General features: G+C 62.4%; 17 protein-coding genes. 6 read left to right on the top strand and 11 right to left on the bottom strand.

Going from position 1 to position 20536, the window contains the following annotated elements; genetic code table 11:
• Positions 1–166 precede the first annotated feature (166 nt).
• From rirA to BSY240_RS10090, 3 genes are all read left to right on the top strand, one after another.
• The gene (gene rirA / locus BSY240_RS10100; protein ID WP_054150784.1) at positions 167–655 is read left to right on the top strand and encodes an iron-responsive transcriptional regulator RirA; all 489 of its coding nucleotides are present in this window, start codon (positions 167–169) and stop codon (positions 653–655) included.
• Between the two features lie 181 nt (positions 656–836).
• A complete protein-coding gene (locus tag BSY240_RS10095) occupies positions 837–2504 on the top strand; it encodes a GMC family oxidoreductase (protein ID WP_069042221.1) in 1668 nt (555 codons plus the stop codon).
• A 50-nt stretch (positions 2505–2554) separates the two neighbouring features.
• The gene (locus tag BSY240_RS10090) at positions 2555–3088 is read left to right on the top strand and encodes a gluconokinase (RefSeq protein ID WP_069042220.1); all 534 of its coding nucleotides are present in this window, start codon (positions 2555–2557) and stop codon (positions 3086–3088) included.
• 3 nt (positions 3089–3091) lie between these two features.
• Here the strand turns inward: BSY240_RS10090 and aguB are convergent, their stop codons facing one another.
• The 4 genes from aguB to BSY240_RS10070 all read right to left on the bottom strand — a co-directional run bounded on the left by aguB (position 3092) and on the right by BSY240_RS10070 (position 8177).
• Entirely contained in the window at positions 3092–3961 is an 870-nt protein-coding gene (gene aguB, locus BSY240_RS10085) for an N-carbamoylputrescine amidase (protein WP_069042219.1), read from the bottom strand.
• 11 nt (positions 3962–3972) lie between these two features.
• A complete protein-coding gene (locus BSY240_RS10080; RefSeq protein WP_069042218.1) occupies positions 3973–5271 on the bottom strand; it encodes an NAD(P)/FAD-dependent oxidoreductase in 1299 nt (432 codons plus the stop codon).
• A gap of 9 nt (positions 5272–5280) precedes the next feature.
• Positions 5281–6639, bottom strand: coding sequence for a glutamine synthetase family protein (locus BSY240_RS10075; protein ID WP_054150779.1), 1359 nt, complete (start codon positions 6637–6639; stop codon positions 5281–5283).
• Between the two features lie 284 nt (positions 6640–6923).
• Entirely contained in the window at positions 6924–8177 is a 1254-nt protein-coding gene (locus tag BSY240_RS10070; protein WP_069042217.1) for an NAD(P)/FAD-dependent oxidoreductase, read from the bottom strand.
• Between the two features lie 165 nt (positions 8178–8342).
• On the opposite strand from BSY240_RS10070, the gene BSY240_RS10065 reads away from it, so the two are divergent.
• Positions 8343–8705 (top strand): YbaN family protein, encoded by a 363-nt coding sequence (locus tag BSY240_RS10065; RefSeq protein WP_069043929.1) that lies wholly within the window; start codon positions 8343–8345, stop codon positions 8703–8705.
• On the opposite strand, the gene BSY240_RS10060 is transcribed toward BSY240_RS10065, so the two are convergent.
• Both BSY240_RS10060 and BSY240_RS10055 read right to left on the bottom strand, forming a co-directional pair.
• A complete protein-coding gene (locus BSY240_RS10060; protein WP_069042216.1) occupies positions 8680–11514 on the bottom strand; it encodes an EAL domain-containing protein in 2835 nt (944 codons plus the stop codon). The two genes, BSY240_RS10065 and BSY240_RS10060, sit on opposite strands and share 26 nt — an antisense overlap.
• Positions 11515–11553: 39 nt before the next feature.
• On the bottom strand, positions 11554–12459 hold the full coding sequence (locus BSY240_RS10055) for a FecR domain-containing protein (RefSeq protein ID WP_069042215.1): 906 nt from the start codon (positions 12457–12459) through the stop codon (positions 11554–11556).
• Positions 12460–12731: 272 nt separating this feature from the next.
• Here BSY240_RS10055 and BSY240_RS10050 point away from each other — a divergent pair, with 272 nt between their 5' ends.
• Positions 12732–13064 (top strand): helix-turn-helix domain-containing protein, encoded by a 333-nt coding sequence (locus tag BSY240_RS10050; protein WP_150127448.1) that lies wholly within the window; start codon positions 12732–12734, stop codon positions 13062–13064.
• Positions 13065–13077: 13 nt separating this feature from the next.
• Here the strand turns inward: BSY240_RS10050 and BSY240_RS10045 are convergent, their stop codons facing one another.
• The 5 genes from BSY240_RS10045 to BSY240_RS10025 are packed head-to-tail and all read right to left on the bottom strand — an operon-like array spanning position 13078 to position 18035.
• Entirely contained in the window at positions 13078–14130 is a 1053-nt protein-coding gene (locus tag BSY240_RS10045; protein WP_054150773.1) for a siderophore-interacting protein, read from the bottom strand.
• The gene (locus tag BSY240_RS10040) at positions 14127–14957 is read right to left on the bottom strand and encodes an ABC transporter ATP-binding protein (protein ID WP_069042214.1); all 831 of its coding nucleotides are present in this window, start codon (positions 14955–14957) and stop codon (positions 14127–14129) included. The genes BSY240_RS10045 and BSY240_RS10040 overlap by 4 nt, the downstream gene beginning before the upstream one ends.
• Positions 14954–15967, bottom strand: coding sequence for a FecCD family ABC transporter permease (locus BSY240_RS10035; protein ID WP_069043928.1), 1014 nt, complete (start codon positions 15965–15967; stop codon positions 14954–14956). The genes BSY240_RS10040 and BSY240_RS10035 overlap by 4 nt, the downstream gene beginning before the upstream one ends.
• 32 nt (positions 15968–15999) lie before the next feature.
• Positions 16000–17043 (bottom strand): FecCD family ABC transporter permease, encoded by a 1044-nt coding sequence (locus BSY240_RS10030; RefSeq protein ID WP_069042213.1) that lies wholly within the window; start codon positions 17041–17043, stop codon positions 16000–16002.
• On the bottom strand, positions 17040–18035 hold the full coding sequence (locus tag BSY240_RS10025; protein WP_069042212.1) for an iron-siderophore ABC transporter substrate-binding protein: 996 nt from the start codon (positions 18033–18035) through the stop codon (positions 17040–17042). Before BSY240_RS10025 ends, BSY240_RS10030 begins: the two co-directional genes overlap by 4 nt.
• 316 nt (positions 18036–18351) lie before the next feature.
• Here BSY240_RS10025 and BSY240_RS10020 point away from each other — a divergent pair, with 316 nt between their 5' ends.
• A complete protein-coding gene (locus BSY240_RS10020) occupies positions 18352–20502 on the top strand; it encodes a TonB-dependent siderophore receptor (RefSeq protein WP_069042211.1) in 2151 nt (716 codons plus the stop codon).
• Positions 20503–20536 lie beyond the last annotated feature (34 nt).

The raw sequence follows: 20536 nt of genomic DNA, 5'->3' as shown, positions 1-20536 counted from the left end.
CCTCCCTCTTTGCGGATTGTTGAGGCGCATATTCATGAAATGGGATAAGCTGTCAATTGTAGTCCAGTTTAATCACCAACACGTGAGTCTAGAACTTGAGTATTTTGGAATTGTTCAAAACTGCAAAAGGCGCTATATAAGCCGCAAGAAAACAGAGGAATCGTGCATGCGTTTGACAAAACAGACAAATTACGCCGTGCGCATGCTGATGTATTGCGCAGCCAACAGCGACCAGTTGAGCCGGATCCCGGAGATCGCCAAGGCCTATGGCGTGTCGGAGCTCTTCCTGTTCAAGATTCTGCAGCCGCTGAACAAGGCCGGTTTGGTCGAGACCGTCCGCGGTCGTAACGGTGGCGTGCGCCTCGGCCGTCCGGCCGAAAAGATCACGCTGTTCGATGTCGTGAAGGTCACGGAAGACAGCTTCGCCATGGCGGAATGCTTCGAGGACGACGGTGACGTCGAATGCCCGCTGATCGACAGCTGTGGCCTGAACTCTGCGCTGCGCAAGGCGCTGAACGCCTTCTTCGACGTGCTTTCTGAATACACGATCGACGACCTCGTCAAGGCACGCCCGCAGATCAACTTCCTGCTCGGCATCGACGACCTGCAGCCGCGCCGTGTGGCCGCCGCTCCAGCTGCCGCACCGGCCGCCTGAAAATCGTCGAATATTCACTTGATCAAACCCGCCGAAAGGCGGGTTTTTTCGTTGCAGGGCAGTGCCTTTACGCCCGCCTTGCTTCCTTCCGGCACTCTGCTACGTTTACGTTCACGGCAGTTAAGATCTGCCGGTTGGGGCGGCTTGAAACGGGTCGCTGGTGCAGGTCTCTGGGGGGAGCATGTACGACTATGTCATCATCGGTGGCGGATCGGCCGGCTCGGTCCTTGCGGCGCGGCTGAGCGAGGACCCGTCGGTTACCGTCTGCCTGCTGGAAGCCGGCGGTCGGGGTGACGGCATCTTCGCCCGCGTGCCGATGGCGTCAGCGGCTGTTGTGCCGGGTCATGTGAAGAGCGGAAACTGGCGTTTTTCGACGGTGCCGCAGGAGGGCCTCAACGGACGTCGGGGTTACCAGCCGCGCGGTCGCGGCCTTGGCGGATCGAGCCTGATCAATGCCATGCTCTATGTCCGCGGGCATACCGGCGATTACGATGAGTGGGCGTCTCTCGGCTGTGAAGGCTGGTCGTGGAAGGACGTCCTTCCCTGGTTCAAGAAGGCCGAGGACAACATCCGTGGGGCGGACGATTTGCATGGCCGCGGTGGCCCGCTTCAGGTCTGCGATCAGAACTGGGCGCGCCCGATCAACCAGGCCTTCCTGAAGGCCTGCGAACAGCGCGGTCACCGTCAGAACGACGATTTCAACGGGCCGATGCAGGAGGGGGCCGGCGTCTATCAGGCCACCCAGTTCTGGAACGGCCCAAAGCGTGGCGAACGCTGCTCGGCAGCTGCCGCCTATCTCCACGACGTGATGACGCGGCGCAATCTCACCGTCATCACCGAAGCGCATGTATCGCGCATCCTGGTCGAACAGGGCAGGGCGGTCGGCGTCGCCTATCGCTTCGGCAAGGACGAGCAGCGGATCGTCCGCGCCGATCGCGAGGTGCTCTTGTCGGCAGGGGCGCTGCAATCACCGCAGATCCTGATGCTCTCGGGCATTGGCCCTGCAGACCATCTGACCTCCCTCGGCATTCCCGTCGTGCTGGACCGAACGGAAGTCGGCTCCAACCTCCAGGACCATCTCGACTACACCATGATCTTCCGCTCGCCGGATACCGACATGTTCGGCTTGGGTATCATGGCGACGCGCGATCTGATGCGGGCGGCCAGTGAATGGCGCACGGAGCGCATGGGTCACCTGCGATCGACCTGCGCGGAATCGGGTGCTTTTCTGAAGACCGATCCGTCGCTCGATCGTCCTGACATCCAGCTGCATTTCCTCGTTGCGATGGTCGACGACCACGTGCGCAAGATGCATTGGGGCCACGGCTATTCCTGCCATGTCTGCGTCTTGCGCCCGCATTCGCGTGGCACGGTCCGGCTCGCGAGCACCGATCCGTCCGCTCCGCCGCTCATCGATCCCGCATTTCTCTCGGATCCGCGCGACTTGGAAACCCTGCGCAAGGGTGCCCGCATGATGGCCGAGATCATGGCAGCCCCCGCATTCAATCGCTATCGCGGACCTGAACTCTATCCGGCCGGAACGTCGGATGCAGAACTCGACGCGGCGATCCGTACCCGCGCCGACACGATCTATCACCCCGTCGGCACCTGCCGCATGGGCTCCGATGCCGATGCGGTGGTCGATCCCGATCTCAGGCTGAAGGGCATAGTGGGGTTGCGTGTCGTCGACGCCTCGGTCATGCCGCGTCTGATTGGCGGCAACACCAACGCCCCCGTCATCATGATGGCGGAAAAGATCGCCGCATCCATCCGGGCAGAGGCGAGAGCAGCCAGGGAACGGGCCACCGGCAGAAGCGCAAACAGTGAGAGCGGATTGCATTTCGCCTGAACCTTCCTATTGTCGCGGCCCCTGGATGAGGGCTGAGGAAGAGGAAGAGCATGCCGCAGGACAACAAGCTGGCCGCCCCGCAGGCGGTGATCGTCATGGGAGTCAGCGGCTGCGGAAAGTCCTCGGTCGGCGCGGCGCTCGCGGCCCGTCTCAGGCTTCCCTTCATCGAGGGGGATGTCCTGCACCCCGAAAGCAACGTCGCGAAGATGGCCGCCGGTACGCCGCTAACCGACGAGGATCGCTGGCCCTGGCTGACCGTGATCGGCGAGCGCATGGCGGACGCCTTGGCGCGCGGGGAGGGGATCATCGTGTCCTGCTCGGCGCTGAAGAAGATCTACCGCGAACACTTGCGTGCCGCGACCGGTGGTCGCCTCGCTTTCGTCTATCTCGATGGTTCACGGGAACTGCTCGGCCGCCGCATGGGCGCCCGCACTGGGCATTTCATGCCGCTTGGTCTGCTCGATAGCCAGCTCGCCACCCTGGAAGTCCCGACCGGCGAGCCGGGCGTTGTCACTGTCTCGATCGATCAGACCGTCGAGGGCATCGTCGCCGACGCGCTCGACGGTCTGAAAGCGGAAGCCTGAGCTTCAGCCCTCGTAACCCAGGAGCGGGCCGTAAAGCTCCGGCCGGCGGTCTCGGAACAGGCCCCAGCTGGCGCGCTGCCTTGCGATTCCATCGAGGTCGAAGGTCGCGGTCAACACCGTCTCAGTCTCCCGGTCGGCAGTTGCCACCATTGAACCGGTCTGGTCGCAGATGAAGGACGAGCCGTAGAAGGTAAGCGAGGTGCCCTTGCGACCATCTTCCTTGCCGATCCGATTCGACGCGATGACCGGCATGAGATTGGCCGCTGCATGCCCCTGCATCACCCGCTGCCAATGGCCGGAGCTGTCGAGGCTCGCATCCTGCGGCTCCGAGCCGATCGCGGTCGGATAGAACAGAAGTTCGGCGCCCTGCAGCGCCATGGCACGGGCCGCCTCCGGGAACCACTGGTCCCAGCAGATGCCGACGCCGATCGCCGCATGCCGCGTCTCCCAGACTTCGAAACCGGTATCGCCGGGCGAGAAGTAGAACTTCTCGGTATATCCAGGACCATCAGGAATATGGCTCTTGCGATAGATGCCGAGCACGTCGCCGGTCGCATCGACGATGGCCACGCTGTTGAAGAACGTCTGCCCGGCCTTTTCGAAGAAGCTGACGGGAATGACGACGTTGAGCTCTTCGGCAAGCGCTGCGAAGTGATCGATCAGGGCGTTGTCATGGGCAGGCTTGGCGAGATCGAAGAACTCGGCGATCTGGTCCTGGCAGAAATAGGGTGCCTCGAACAGCTCCTGGATCAGGACGATCTGCGCACCCTTGGATGCTGCCTCGCGCACGAGCTTTTCGGCCCGTGCGATATTGCCGGGCAGATCCCATGTGCAGGCCATCTGGGTGGCGGCGACGGTGACGGTGCGGGTCATCTCTTCTTTCCTCAAACGCCGAGCCGATCACGCATGCCGTAATACCAGGCACCGAGTGCCGTGAACGGCACGCGGAACATCCGCCCGCCCGGGAACGGATAGGCCTGCAACGACGACCAGACATCGAAGCGGCTCATCTGGCCATGCACGGCCTCGCCGAGGATCTTGCCGAGCAGATGCGTGGTCGTCACGCCGTGGCCGCTGTCGCCATGCGAGAAGTAGACGGTGTCGGAGAGCTTGCCCATATGCGGGATGCGCGTCAGCGTGAGGGCAAAATTGCCGCTCCAGGCATAGTCGATCTTCACGTCCTTCAGCTGCGGGAAGGTTTTCAGCATGTTCGGCCGGATGACGCCCGTCAGGTTCTTGGGGTCCTGGCCGCCATAGCCGATGCCGCCACCATAAAGCAGGCGGTTGTCGGCGGTGCGGCGGTAGTAGTCGAGTACGTAGTTTGCATCTTCGACGCAGTAATTGGAGGGCAGCAGTTCCTCGATCAGCTTGGCATCCAGCGGCTCCGTCGCCATCACCTGGCTGGAAACCGGCATCATCTTCTCGGTCACCTTCGGCGCGATGCCGGCCATATAGGCATTGCCGCAGACGAGGATGTGCTTGGCCCTGACGATGCCGCCCTCGGTGCAGACAAAGGGCTGCGGGCCGGTGTCCAGATGCACGACCTTCGAATTCTCGAAAATCTTGGCGCCGAGGCTTTCGGCCGCCGCCGCCTCGCCGAGCACCAGGTCGAGCGGATGGATATGGCCGCCGTGGCGATCGATCATGCCGCCGACATAGCGGTCGGTCTTGGCATACTTGGCGACCTCGGCCTTGGAGACCATCTCCAGCCCGTCATGCCCATGCTTCATCCAGTGGGCCCGGACGTCCGCCATCTCCTTCACCTGCTTGTCGGTGAAGGCTGCGAAGAACCCGCCGTCGACGAGATCGCATTCGATCCCATATTTCGCCACGCGCTCGCGGATGATCCGACCACCCTCGAGCGACATCTCGCCGAGCCGATCCGCCTTTTCCTGCCCGTAGCGCTTGGCGATGGTTTCAAGATCACGGCTATAGCCGTTGACGATCTGACCGCCATTGCGACCCGAAGCGCCGAAGCCGACCCGATCGCCTTCGAGCACGATCACGGCATAGCCCTTCTCGGAAAGCTCGAGAGCCGCCGAAATGCCGGTAAAGCCGGCGCCGATGATGCAGATGTCGGCCGTGTGCTGTCCATCCAGCGTCGGGCGCACGCGCTTGTCGCGGGCAGAGGCTGCGTAATAGGTGGCCGCATGGCCGGGATTGGGGCCGATCGACTTCGTCATGGCTTCACCTCACACGGTCCGGATATAGGCGTCGTATTCGACGTCGGTCACACGCAGCGAGAACTCCGAGAGTTCCTGCTGCTTGCAGGCGGTATAAAGGCTGCGATATTTCGGCCCGAGCGCCGCATAGGCAAAGCTCGACTTGCCAAAGCGCTGAAGCGCATAGTCCCAGTTGGTCGGCAGCGGCTCGTGGTTGACGGCATGGTCGTCGCCGGAGATCGCCCCACCGGGCGAAAGCTTCTCCTTCATGCCGGCGAGCGCCGCCGACAGGATCATGGCGAGAACCAGATAGGGATTGGTGTCGGATCCGGCGACGCGATGCTCGATGCGAGTCGCAGGCTTCGATGCGGTGATGACGCGAACGGCAGCAGACCGGTTATCGAAGCCCCAGGACGCATAGGTCGGCGCATGTTCGGATGGGCGCAGGCGGCGATAGGAGTTCTGGTGCGGTGCAAAGATCGCCATGCTCTCGCCCATGCTTTCGAGAAGCCCGCCGACCGAATGGAAAAGGGCGTCCGAGGGTCCATCCTCGCCGACATAGATGTTCTCGCCCTTCTCGTTCAGGATCGAGAAATGCACATGCATGCCGCTACCGGCCTGGGTGCCATAGGGCTTGGCCATGAAGGTGGCGTCGAGATCGCTGGCGCGCGCCACGCCCTTGACGATGCGCTTGAGCAATACCGCGTAGTCCGCAGCCGCCAGCGCATCCGGCACGTGATTGAGGTTGATCTCGTACTGACCGGGACCGTTTTCACGCAATGTCGTGTCTGCCGGCACATTCTGGGCCCGTGCAGCCGTCGAAATGCCGTGGAAGACCTCTTCGAAGTCCTGCAGTTCGGAGATCGACAGAACCTGCGTCTGGCCGGTATGCCAGCGACCGTCTCTTGTGTTCGGCGGACGGACCGGATCGAGCGCCGAGCGCACCGGGTCGATCAGGTAGAACTCCAGTTCGGTGGCAACGACCGGCGTCAGCTTCGCCGCCGTGAAGCGCTTCATCACGTTGCCGAGCACCTGGCGTGGATCGGCGTAGAAGCTCTCGCCTTCCTGCGTGTGCATCTGTAGAAGCACCTGCGCCGTCGGGCGCGACAGCCAGGTCACGCGTGAAAGCGTTCCCGGAACCGGAAAGCAGATGCCATCCGGGTCGCCCGTACCTTCGGCAAGGCCCGCGGCATTCACGTCGCGGCCCCAGACGTCGAGCGCATAGACCGAGCGCGGCATCGCCATGCCCTTGGTCAACACGTCGATGGCGCGCTCGCGGGGTATCCACTTGCCGCGTGGCACGCCGTTCACGTCGATGACGAAGGCTTCGAGTACTTCAATATCGGGATTTGCCGCGAAGAATTCGCGTGCCTCTTCGGCCATGTCCATGGATCACCGTGTGGCTGATGTCGATCGGGTTCGAAACGCGCATAAGGGCGCGAACGGATGCTGGTCCGCTAACGATAGACGCTTTTCGCGTTATGGATCAAACACCGGCGCATGCCACTGTCCGTCTTTTCCTGATCCCCTCGACCGGCGGCGTTCTTGCGACGCGAGCTTCGTTCCGGCCTGTTTCCACCGGGAAACAATTTGATCAAATTATGAGGGATGACTACCACCTCGGCGCCAAAAAGGCTAGCCCCCTGAGAAGGGGGCTAGAAACGCGTTGTTTTTCAGGGGCGAAAACGCTCGGGGCTCCAGGCCTTTGCGTCGATGAATGTCTTCTCCCCGTCCATCATTTCCCCGATCAGACGACCCGTGACAGGACCGAGCGTCAAGCCGTGATGCGCATGGCCGAAGGCGAACCACATGCCCTCGTGGCGCGGCGCCTTGCCGATGACCGGCATCATGTCGGGCGTGCAGGGGCGGGCACCCATCCAGGGCTCGGCATCGAGCCGGTCGGCCAGCGGGAAGATTTCGCGCGCCACCTTTTCCGCCCGGGCGAGCTGGACGGGAGACTTGGGCGCATCGCGATTGGCAAATTCCGCACCCGTCGTCAGGCGAATGCCTTTTTCCATTGGCGCCAGGAAATAGCCGCGCTCGGCATCCATGGTCCAGTTGTTGAGGACGGCATTGCCCTCGGGCGCGTAGTGCATGTGGTAGCCGCGCTTGACGCCGAGCAGGAAGCGGTAGCCGAACTTTCGGGTGACTTCCTCCGACCAGGGGCCAAGTGCCAGCACCACATCGTCGCCATCGACCATCCCGTCATCGGTCTTCACGCGCCAGCCCTTGCCGGATGCGCCTGTTTCCAGCGATGTCGCATCACCCTTGACGAAGCGTCCACCGAGCGACTGGAAATAGGTGAGATAGGCCTGCGTCAGGCCATGCGGATTGGTGACCGACCACGGATCGTTCCACTTCAGGCCGCCAACGAAATCGCCGCGAATATGCGGCTCTTCCTTGGCCAGATCCTCGCGGCTGAGCGCCCTGTAGCTGACGCCATATTCGCGGGCGAGGCGAGCGGCCTCGGCAAGCTCGCTGTCGCGTTTGGCCGTCGTGCGGAAGATCTCCATCCAGCCATCCTTGCGGATCAGATGGTCGGCCTTGGCCGCCTGGATCAGGTCCTGATGCTCGGTGATCGAGTTCTCGATCAGTGGCGCATACGCTCGTGCAATCACCTGATGGCGGCTCTTGTTCGAATGCCACCAGTAGCGGGACAGGAACGGCACGAGCTTCAGCATCGCGCTTGCATGATAATGCGCGTCGATCCGGTTGTTGAAGCCGTAGCGGATCAGCATCCCGAGTTCCTGCGGGAAGCCATAGGGCACGACGCCCTCGCGCTGGATCAGGCCCGCATTGCCGAAAGAGGTTTCCTCACCGGCGCCCCGGCGGTCCACCAGCACCACCGAACGCCCGCGACGGGCGAGATGGATGGCTGTGGAAACGCCGATAATGCCGGCGCCGAGCACGAGGGTAACCTTGGACATGTCAGTTGAATTCCTGAAGGTGGGATTGCCGGGCAAGGATGCATTCCGGCCTGTTGCGGCGCAAACGAAAAATCGCCGCATTTGCCGCAATCCTCAAAATCCTTGTCGATCCCGAATCATGCCATATCTCCAGTCGAAGCGACGGCAGCCAGCGAAAGGGACTTGATGCGCCTGCTCATTCTTGGCTGCGCCTGGCTGATGGTCGGGATCGGGGTCATCGGCATCTTCCTGCCGGTTCTGCCCACCACGCCTTTCATGATCCTCGCCGCCGCGCTCTTCGCCCGGTCTTCGCCGCGCTTCGAGCAATGGTTGCTCGACCACCCCCGCTATGGACAGCCCCTGATCGACTGGCGTCGTGAAGGCGCGATTTCGCAAAGGGCCAAGATTGCATCGGTGTCGTTGATGACCCTGAGCTACGGCATTGTTGTCTCCTTCGGGCCACCGCAGCTTTGGCTGAAGCTGCTGATCGGCGTCATCCTCGTCGCCTGTGCGGCCTTTGTCCTCACCCGGCCTGCGCCAGGGCGCTGACAGAGGCTTCATGGCCGCCGGAAAGCAGCGAGTGGGCGGCCGACAGGGCCTGGATCTGGCGGGCCGACTGCGGCCGGCCGAAGAGATAGCCTTGCCCTTCTTCGCAGCCCATGGCCGTGAGCATTTCCGCCTGCAGCGCATTTTCGATACCCTCGCCGACCACCTTGAGGCCGAGGCCGTGGGCGAGCGTCATGACCGCCTGAACGATACTCTGGGCCGCGGGATCGCTGACCATGTCACGGACGAAGGACTGATCGATCTTCAGCTTGTCGAGCGGCAGGCTGGAGATGTAGCTGAGCGATGAATAACCTGTCCCGAAGTCGTCGAGGGCAATGGTCACGCCGAGATCACGCAGCGCATCCAGTTTGGTGAGAAGCTCCTCGGAGCGTTCGACGAAGATGGATTCGGTGATCTCGACATGCAGCCGATGTGGCTGAAGACCGCTGGCGTCGAGCGCCGCACGGATGTCGGAAAGCAGATCGCCGCGCAGAAACTGGACCGGGGAAATGTTGACCGCGACGCTGACATGCGAGGGCCAGTTCGTGGCGGCCTTGCAGGCCTCCCGGAACATGAACTGGCCGAGATCGCAGATGAAGCCATTGGCTTCCGAGATGCTGATGAATTCCGCCGGCGAAATCATGCCGAGCGTCGGATGCTGCCACCGCAAAAGCGCCTCGGCGCCCACGAGCCGCCCGGAGGTGAGGGCGACCTGGGGCTGAAAGAGCAGGAAAAACTGTCCCTGATCGAGCCCGGTGCGCAGCTCTGCTTCGAGCAGCCTTGAGCGGGCCCTGCGCAGCGTCGAGGCGGGTTCATACGCCCGCCAGCCACTTCCTCCGACCCGTTTGGCATCGATGAGCGCCAGTTCGGCTGCTTCGATCCATTTCCCCGGGCTGCCGAGGTTTTCCGAGCCACTGCAGGCGCCGATGCGGGCGTTGAGTTCGATCTTGATCCCGTCGATACCGAAGGGCGTGTCGAAGAGTGCGAGCAACTGCGCGGCACTTTCAGCGAGTGCATCCTCGCTCTCGATGCCGGCGGTCGCCAAGCAGAGAACGTCGCCAGCAAGCCGGGCCGTCAGGCCGTCTATCCCCGCATGGCGCCGAAGTCGGGCGGCGACGGCCTGAAGGACGCTGTCGCCTTTTTCCCGGCCGAGCATTTCATTCAGATGGCCGAAGCGATGCAGGTCGATGGCAAGGACGGAGAAGCCGCGTCCGGTGGCTGCCATCGCGTCGATCAGGCCGCGTCGGGTCAGGAGCCCGGTGAGGTCGTCGACCCGTGCCATCTCTTCGAGCTTGGTTTCGTAGAGGCGGCGGGCCGTCACGTCCCGCAGGCTGATGCAGGTTACATGTGAGCCGACCGGTGACAGCCCCTGGCCGCCACGGCTTTCGAAGGGCGAGATCGTAATGGCGGCTTCGAGATGGCGCCGGCCCTTTCGGCCCGGAATGTCGAGTGCAACGGTCTGGCTGTGAATCTGCTGGTGCTCTGTGATGTGGATCGCTTCGAGCGCGAGCAGAGCCTCGGTGAGTGCAGGGGGCGCAAACACACTCAGATTGCTACCGCGCACAACCGCTTCGTCGCGTTCGAGCACGCCGCTCAGGGTGTGGCTTGCATCGAGCAGGTTACGCTTCTGATCGAGCACGATGACCGGGTCGATGCTGTCATTGATGATGCGCTTCAGGACACGGCGAATGTCGCGATTCTCCGTTACCGCGAGCTCCGCCAGCCATCCGCTGAGCCCCACTTTTTCGGCCATCAGCATGAAAAAGCCGAAGGCGAACATCAGCCACAGGCTGGCGGTGTGGAAGACCAGGGCCTCGTGCTTGTAGAGGAGGAAGGAGACCGCCTCGGCAATCGTCAGCAAGGCTGCGGACGCTGCGAGCGGCACGCCCAGCGACTGGCGATGGAATGTCAGCGTATAGGCGATGATCAAGGCCGCGAGCAGCAGGCCGATCGGCTCGGTGCGCAGTGGCCGGAGAATTCGCTCCTGGACCAGTGTCTCTGTTGCCAGCACATGCAGCATCGGCCCGCTGAGGATGCCATAGACGGGCACGGCAAAGAGGTCCTTCAGTTCCGTGGCATAGGCGCCGACCACCACCGACTTGCCATCGATGGCATCGCGTCCGACAGCGCCGGAGAGGATATCGGTGACCGAATAGGTGGGAACTGTTTCAGGCCGAATGGAGAAGTCGATCTCGAGCCGGCTGGTCCGTGCATCACTGTAGCCGGCAAGGACTGCGGGCGCCGACTGCGTCGGAATACCGTCGATGAGTTCCGTCACCGGGAAGGACCGCATCAAGCCATCGTCATCCAGCGCAACATCCACCAAAGCCGGCCAGGAATGCTCAGCAAAGATCGGCAGCGGCGCAGTCACAGTCAGCGGATCCGATGACCGGGCACCGAACTGCTGACGGAAAATCGGCAGGATGACACCGCCACCGGCCTCTTCGAGAGCTTTTGCAAGCCGGACATCATTTTCCGGCTGGGAGGGCGTGCTGAAGTCGATATCCAGGAAGATGTCCTGAGCGCCAGCCGCCACGAGCCTGTCGATCAGCTCGGCATGTACGGCGCGCGGCCAGGGCCAGGTGCCAACCTCGATCAGGCTTTTCTTGTCGATCGCGACGAATACGAAGTCGCCGCTGGCAGCACGGGGGGCCGCAGCGGCGCGAAAGGCGCTCAGATCATTGTCGAGATGCTGTACGACCGAGATTGATGGCAAGATGAGCGGCAGCGCCATGATCACGGCGATCATGGCGACCCGAAACGAAACCAGCCTTGCGAGGAAGCCACGTGCAGGGCGAATGCTATCCGTCATGCGCGTATCCTGGCGGTGGTGTGACGAAAGCCATAATCATCAGCGGTCGCTTTTGCCGTTGCCATTTCCGCGGGCATTGCCGTTGCCATTTCCGCCGGCATTGCCATTTCCGCCGGCATTGCCGTTTCCGCCGGCATTGCCGTTTCCGCCACCGTTGCCGTTTCCGCCACCGTTGCCGTTCCCGCCGTCGTTGCCGTTCCCGCCGTCGTTGCCGTTGCCACCGCCGTTGCCGTTGCCACCAGCATTGCTGTTGCCAGCAACACTGCTTTTGGATTTGCCCGCGTCCATAGCGCCCTTGGCTTCATCCATCGTCGACGTCGCCTTGACGACGCTGCCAGCGGCCGGGACCTTGGCATTCGAGGGCGCCACACGCGTGATCTGCGGCTTTTCCGAAAGCCCGGCGACGGTCATGCCGGATGCATCCACCTGCGCACCCTGGCCGGCCCCCAAGTCGCTACGCTCACCACTGCTAAAGCTGGTCACTTGAACCAGGCCCCGTTCGACAGCGACCGCAGCATTGGCCTTGCCGACCTTGACGGTGAATTGCGTGCCCTTGACCACTGCCGCCAGGAACGGGGTCTGCACCGTCGTATGCGGACGCTGCCGTTTCTCGATTTCGAGGCTGATCTCGCCCACCTGCTGAACCACCTCGGTCTTGCGGCTGATATCCTGGCCCCGGGTAATGATCGCCGCCAGTGTATTCGGCTGAAAGGCGATGCTTTCCGTACCGCGCACCAGCTGCAACCGCCCCCGCGGCCCGGTCGAGATCCAGGCCTTGTTGGGAACCTGCATACCTCTCTGCAGCGGGACCCAGGTCTTCTTGTCGACGGTGTAGGCGACCTGTGCCGTCGCCTTAGCCGCCATCCATACCTCGCCCGCGGCCGATGCCGCACCGGCAAGGCAAGTCAGGAAAAGACAGAGGACGGTTGAAACGATGAAGCGCATGGTAGGTCTCCTTTGAGGTCCTAATTCAGCACGCGTTCCTTAAGATTCTTCTGAATTTGCTCTGCCGGTTTTATCAAATGCCTGTTTATTCGACGGAATATTCGCGAATCCTGGCGTATCTCGCTCGGGCGGACCCTTGAAAATTGCGCGGGCGGCCTCGACGTGTTCCGCTCAACGGGGTGACGAAAGCTTGATCAGCAGCCACGCGCTTCTAGTTAGCCTTACGGCGAGTGGTTTCGACGCTTGCGTCAAGCAAACCCGAAAGGACGTCCGTGACCACAGGAAAACAGGTTTCAGCAGCCAGAATGCTGCTCGGCATGACGCAGGCGCAGCTCGCCGACCGAGTTGGCCTTTCTGTCTCAACGCTCGAGCGACTGGAGAACGCTGACGAGGGCGCCGAGGATGAAGCAAGCGCGCGCGCTCAGATAAGCGCCGTTCTCGAAGAAGCGGGCATCACGTTCATCGATGAACGGGTGACAAGCGCTGCAGGCGGCTTTGGCGTGCGTCTGTCCGTCCCGGCTTCCCAGTCTGTCGACACCGGCAGCGACGAAACCGTTCAGTATCCTGAAATGGCGAGGAACGGCCCCTTTGGCGCCGGGGGCTGAAAAGATCGGGCTCTCAGCTCTCTTTCTCCCAATACCAGGCGACGTATTGGCGTCGTCGGTCGCGCGCCTTCTCGGCAAGATGACGCTTGATCGTCCGCACATCCGCCTTTTCGCCCGCGAACCAGACGAAGGTCTCGTCCTCCACGTCCTTGAGCGCCGTCTTGACCCGATCGACCAGAACATAGGCATCGCCGACCGAATAGGATGATCGGTGAAGCCATTCGACATGGACGGGAGACAGACCTCGCAATGGCTGTTCTTCACCGGCATCTTCGACCTCGATGATTGCCCGCATTGTCATGCTTGATGGCGCTTCCTCGACCATCCGGGCAATCGCTGGCAGCGCACTTTCGTCGCCGGCAAAGAAGATGTCCTGCGCAGCGGGCAAGCCGCCGCCGCCGGGTCCCATGATCGCCACCTGCTGGCCGATCTCAGAGTCCCGCGCGAAATCCGCGCCCGGTGTGGCGACACCTTCGGCCGGATGCTGAAGGATATCCAGGCTGATCTGGCGTGCTTCCGCGTCGACGTAACGGATCGTGTAGATCCGCACGAGCAACTCGTCGGGCCAGCCGATGCGTCCGTTCTCCTGAAGGTGAGGCCAGACAGGTGTCTGATCTTTCGGCGGCACGAGCAGCCGCACATGCATGTTGCGATCGAGAAAGGGCGTGACGTCGGCGACGGAGAGCGTCACCCGCCGCATCCTTGGCGTGACATCCTTGACGCCGACGACGGTCGCCTCGTGGAAACCGGGTGGTTTCACCTTCGCGGCTGGCTTTGACCACTCAAGCGAGAAGGGTTCATCCCCGGCGAAATAGAAGAGATGTTCGGCAAACATGGTCTGCGTGACGGCCAGCGCCTCTTCGCCCAAGGTGCTGATCTCGATCTGCAGCACGTCTTCGGCCGCCACGATGTGGATCGTCCAGTCCTGCGATTTGAGCGTGGCTACGCCATCAGCGTGAACCACGTCCGAGTGCTCGACGAAGTGTTCGCAGATTTCGGCGAGCATGGCGCCGACATCGGCTGGGCGGGCAATACCTGAAAGTTTTGTGGGTTGAAGTTCGCTCATGAATGCGCCAGTCGAGTGAGGGAGGACGAGGGTTGCATGTTGTGACGCCCGATCGGGAGCATCATCGGTCGGCCGGAGGTCGGATCGGTGAGGATCCGGGCCTCGAGATTGAACACCCGGCGCACCATGTCTTCGGTCAAGACCGTGTCCGGGCTGCCGCATTGGAAGGGGCTTCCATCCAGCATGGCGACGAGATGATCTCCATAGCGAGCCGCAAGGTTCAGGTCGTGCAAGACCATCACGATGGTCGTGCCGCGGCTGCGGTTGAGATCGGTCAGGAGATCCAGCACGTCGATCTGGTGGCTGATGTCGAGAAAGGTCGTCGGCTCGTCGAGCAGCAGGAACTCGGTCTCCTGGGCGAGTGCCATCGCGATCCAGACCCGTTGCCGCTGGCCACCCGACAGCTCGTCCACCGGCCTGTCTGCAAGGTCCGCCGTCTGCGTGGCCGCCAGGGCATCGGCGACCGCCTGGTCGTCGTCCCTGGTCCAGGATTGAAACAGGCCGTGATGCGGATGGCGACCACGGCTCACCAGATCCATGACCGTGATGCCATCAGGCGCGATCGGGGATTGTGGCAGAAGCCCCAGCCGGCGCGCGAGTTCGCGGGTCGGCAGCTTGTGGAGCGCCTTGCCGTCGAGCAGAACCTCGCCGGCCTTGGGCTCGATCAGCCGCGACAGCGCCTTGAGCAAGGTCGACTTGCCGCAGGCATTGGCGCCGACGATGGCGGTGATCTGGCCGGATGGAAGGCTGAGGTCGAGGTCCCGAAGGACGAGGCTTTCACCGTAACCGGCCGAAAGGTTTTTTGCTTCGAGGCGTTGATCGGTCATGTCGCAGCTCCCCGACGGTTGCTCCTGATGATCAGGGTGATGAGGTATGGCGCCCCGAGCGCCCCGGTCACCACGCCGACCGGGTAACGGCTCGGCAAGAGAAACTGGCCGACGAAATCTGCCGCGAGGACCAGCAAGGCGCCGACCACGGCGGCCGGCAGAATGATCGAACTGCGCCGCCCGAAGACACCGCTCGCGATCGGGCCTGCGAGAAAGGCGACGAAGGCGATAGGGCCCGTGACCGCGGTTGCGGTGGCGATCAGTCCGACGGCGCAGACGATGACCAGGAATTTGGTCGAGGCAACCTTTACACCGAGCGCGGTTGCCGTATCGTCGCCGGCCCGCATGACATCGAGATCGCGCGCCTTGGTCAGAAGCATGCTGCCCAGCACACAAAGCGCGACAATCAGCGGAAGGGCCTGATCCAGCTTGGCGCCGTTGAGGCTGCCGGTCAGCCAGCGCATCGCTTCCTGCAGGCTGAAGGCGGGAGCGCGCGACAGGATGTAGGCAATCATGCTTTCGAGCATGGCAGAGACGCCGATCCCGACAAGGATCAGCCTCGGACCGGCAACGCCGTTTTTCGAGGCGAGGCCATGCACCAGAAGCGCGATCGCAAGGCCCGCTCCTACGGCCAGAAGAGAGACGACAGGCCCGCTGATTGAAAGCACCACGATGGCAAACACCGCCGCCGCACTCGCGCCCGAGGTGATGCCGATGATGTCGGGGCTGGCGAGAGGATTGCGCAATAGCGTCTGGAAGGCCGCTCCCCCGAGGCCGAAACTCATGCCGGCCGCAATGGCGAGCAGGGCACGCGGCAGGCGCAGCTGCCCCACCGTGAAATCCGCCCCGGTAACCTCTTCGCCGCTGAGGACGCGGATGACGTCTCCAAACGGCGTGAAGGTTCGGCCGGCCATGAGCGTCAGCGTGAAGCCGGCAAGAATGAGGATCACAACGAGGACCAGCATGGCCAGCCGCCGGCGCGTTCGGCGCTTGCGGTTTGTCGCAACCATTGCTGTCAGGGAAGCATCGGATCGAAGAAGGGTCACAGATCTCTCACCTTCTGCCGACGAACGATGAAGATGAAGACCGGCGCGCCGATAAGGGCGGTCACGACGCCGACCTCGAGTTCGGACGGGCGTGCCGCAAGGCGACCGAGAATATCACTCGCCGTCAGCAGGATGGCCCCGCCTATGGCCGAGAATGGCAGAAGCCAGCGATGATCCACGCCAACCAGCAGCCGGCAGGCATGCGGGACAACGAGGCCGACGAAACCGATTGGGCCGCAGACGGCTGTCGTCGCGCCACATAGCACAACGGCACCGAGCGTTGCCATACCTCGTGCCACTGCCACGCGCTCGCCAAGCCCCGCGGCAAGTTCGTCACCGAGCGCCAGAGCATTGAGGCGTCGCGCTGAAAGCAGGCACAGCAGAAACCCGACCAGAAGAAACGGATAGATGTGCTCCATCCGCTCGAAGGTGGCGCCCCCGACGCCGCCGATCTGCCAGGAGCGGATGCCGCCGGCAATGTCTGCACGCGGCAAGACGACGGCAATCACCAGCGATGAAAAGGCGATCGCGGTTGCCGTACCGGCAAGGGCGAGCTTCAGCGGCGTTGCGCCACCGCGTCCCATCGAACCGATGACATAGACGAAGACGGCCGTAGCGCCGGCACCCGCGATGGCAATCCAGATGAAGGCATGGGCCGAGCTGATGCCGAACCACGCCACTCCGACCACAACGGCAAGCGATGCGCCGACATTGACGCCGAGGATGCCGGGATCGGCGAGCGGATTGCGCGTCACACCCTGCATGACGGCGCCGGCAAGGCCAAGGGCCGCACCGGCGAGCAGTGCCAGAACGGTGCGCGGCACACGGGTCGCAACTGCGGCGCGGTCAAGCGTCGAGACGTCCCCGGACAGGGCCGCCAGCACCTCCGACAGGGGTACATCGCGGGTGCCGATGGTGAGGGACAGCAAGGCGACGCCGATGCTGACCCCGATTGCCGCGGCCAGCCAAACCAGGCTGCCCTTGGCCGTCTTCGCAAGAGACGGCCGATGGGCGGACGAAAGGGAGCGAGCAAAAATCATTCCGTCTTTCGCGCCGCGTCCGCGAGCTTTTCTACATAGGCGGGCAACACCCAGGTGATCGACAGTGGGGTGGGATTGGCCGCAGTGCCCAAGGGATCGCGGCCAAGCGTGACGATGGCGTCATGCTTCACGGCCGGCATGTGGGACAGGAGAGGATTGGCCTTCATGGCCTCGATCAACGCCTGGTCGCCATAGGTCACGAGAATGTCGACGTCATCGAAGAGATCGATCTGCTCGGCGCTGATCGAGCCGGCGAAGCTGCCGGTCGTCGATGCCTGCATCACGCTTTTCGGCATCGAAAGCCCGAGATCGGCGAAGAACCGAACGCGGGTGTCCTGGGTCGTATAGAAATTGACGATGCTGAGGTCGGTCGCGTCGAGATGGGTGACGAACATCGCCCGCTTGCCGTTGAGTTCAGGATACTTGGCGACCTCGGCTGCGATCTTCTGCTCGATATCGGCAATCAGCGCTTCACCATCAGGCGCCATGCCCATGCCGGCGCTGTCGAAGCGGATCGTTTCACGCCAGTCCGTCGACCACGGGGCCTGCGGATAGGCGATAACGGGGGCGATCTGGCTCAAGGTGTCGTAGTCGGATTGGCTTAAGCCCGAATAGGCGGCAAGGATGACATCCGGTGCCGTCCCGGCAACCGCCTCGAAGTCGATGCCATCCCCCTCGTCGAACAGGACGGGCGCGTCGGCCCCAAGGGACTTAAGACGCTCCGAAACCCAGGGCAGCAGCCCGTCGCCATCATCATCACCGAAATTCGCAGCCGCCATGCCGACCGGAACGATGCCGAGGGCAAGCGGGACTTCGTGGTTGGCCCAAGCCACAGTTGCCACGCGATGCGGTTTTTCGGGAACGGTCGTCTGCCCGAGCGCATGGCTGATCTCGAGGGGAAAGCCAGCCTCCTCGGCAGCAACGACCGTCGAGCCGGAGAGGGACAGCAAGATGGCCGCAAGAGGCGCCAGGTGATGCAAATTGATCCGCATGGGTCCCAATCATCCCTTGGTTAAGTTGACTGTCACTCTCAGCTTCAATTCCTGGGGTCAAGCAATTTGGATCGAGCTGACGACATCGGCTCTTGATTTTCCGGGGGATTTTACAAAAGAGAGAAATCTACAATACTGGATGAAAATTATCCAGTTAAAGGCGTGCAGACCGATCCGATCTCGGACTGCAGCGGCCGGGGCTCAGGGATAGGGCCACAGGAGACTGCAGAGCTGGATCCGGTGTCGGTCGGCGCCCGACGATGATCCTCAATGTTCATCGTGTGGGAATGTCGGAACGTCAAATTCTGGAAGCAACATGATCAGAGCCATTTCCGCCCGGGGCGCCACGCGCGTCTCCCTTCGCCATCGCATCAGCATTCTTCTGGGCTGCACGGCATTCGTGGCCCTGGTGCCGGTATTCGCCGTCGCTCAGGACGCCGATACCGATGGCGACACGACCGTTCTACAGACGATCACCGTCGACGGGGCCGGCAAGGCCGACGCGGATTCCAAGTCGATCGTCGCGACCCAATCGAGCGCTGTCGGCAAGATGCCCGGCGAGATCCTGACAACGCCTGCGACCGTTTCCGTCGTTACGTCCAGGGAAATCGAGCAGCGCGGTGCCGACAGCATCGAGAAGGTGGTGCAGTACACGGCCGGCGTGACCACCGATTTCTACGGATCGGACGACCGTTTCGACTACGTCACCATTCGTGGCTTTTCGCCCTACACCTATCGCGACGGTCTCGCCATCGGCCGCACCTGGCTGGGCGTGAAGGAGGAACCCTATGCCTTTGAGAGGCTTGAGATCCTGAAGGGCGCCAATTCGACCGGCTTCGGCGTTTCCGATCCGGGCGGCGCCATCAATTATGTGACGAAGACCCCGCGCAGCGAGCGGTTCGGCGAGGTCTATGGCACGGTCGGATCCTTCGCCCACAAGGAGACGGGCTTCGACTTCGGCGACAATCTGACGGAAGACGACACCCTGTCCTATCGCCTGACCGGAAAGTTCCAGCGGGCCGACGGTGAGTATGATTTCTCGGAGAACGACGAGAACTTCATCATGGGCGGTTTGACCTGGCGTCCCACCGACATGACCAATCTGACATTCGTCTTCGATCACCTCGACCGCAATGTGACCCCGAGCGGTGGTGGCCATCCGCTCCACACGGATTTCGATCGGGACCGGTTCTTCGGGGAGCCCGATTTCAACTACGATTCGACGAACCGCAATACCTATACGATGCTGTTCGACCACGATTTCGGCAACGGCCTGAGTTTCAATTCCAGTGCGCGCTACAGCAATTCCAACCGCGACACCGGCTTTGCCTATATCTATGATTCCAGCGGTGCATCCGACCTGTCGGACACCAGGGCAAACCGTATCTACTCTCTCGGCTCCGGATCAAGCGAGCAGTTCATTGTCGATGCCCATCTGCTGTACGAGACAAGCTTCGATCAGGTGGAGAGCCGCACCCTCGCGGGTGTCGATTACAACAGCATCGAATCCACCAACGAGTCCGGCTATCTCTGGGGCGCAGGTACACCTTCGATCGATTGGCAAAATCCCGTCTACGCAGGTCTGCCGTCGGCGATCCCGCTCTCGACCCGAAAGAGCAACGACCGAAGCACGCGGGCCATCTATCTGCAGCAGGATCTGATCTTCTCGGACCGCGTCACGGCCAGTGTCGGCCTGCGCAACGACTGGCTCGATCTCGAAGAGACCGATCTGGGGACCCGGGTGTCCAAGTCGCGCGACTACAGCGAGTTCAGCAAGCGCGTCGGTCTGAGCTACAAGGTCACCGAGGAACTGGCGGCCTATGTCAGCTACGCCGAGTCCGTCGCACCGCCAAGCACGGGCAACGAGCCTCTCTATGGCTCCCAGTACGAAGTGGGCGTCAAGTATCGTCCCGACGCCTTCCCCGGTCTGATCACCGCCTCGATCTACGACCTGACGCTCGAAAACATCACCACATCCGAGGGACCGTTCTACCTTGCGACCACGGTCGAAAAAGTGCGCCATCGCGGTCTGGATCTCGAAGCAAAGCTGGAGGTCACGCCGAGCTTCGGGCTGATCGCGGGATACAGCTACATCGACTCGAAGATCGAGGATACGAGCACCGCTTCGAGCTCGGTGAACGGCAAGCGCATGTCTCAGGTTCCCGAGCACATGGCCTCGCTCTGGGGTACCTACACGCTCCCAGGCAACGGTGATCGCGGCGACATGACGTTCGGGGCAGGGGCGCGCTTCATCGGCTCCTACTATTTCGATAACGCCAACACCCGCAAATCCGACGGCGCAGTGGTCTTCGATGCGTCCTTCACCTATGCGATCAAGGAGAACACGAGCTTCCAGCTGAATGTCAGCAACCTGTTCGACGAAAAGCACATCGCCAACAACGACGGCGGTGCCCTCTACTACAATCCCGGACGCGTCATCTACGCGACCCTTCGCCAGACCTGGTGAAAAACAGCGAGGGCTCGCCGCGCAGAGTGCGACG

This window comes from Agrobacterium sp. RAC06 (assembly GCF_001713475.1).
Classification (GTDB): Bacteria; Pseudomonadota; Alphaproteobacteria; order Rhizobiales; family Rhizobiaceae; genus Allorhizobium.
This window is presented reverse-complemented; position numbering and strand designations above follow the sequence as displayed.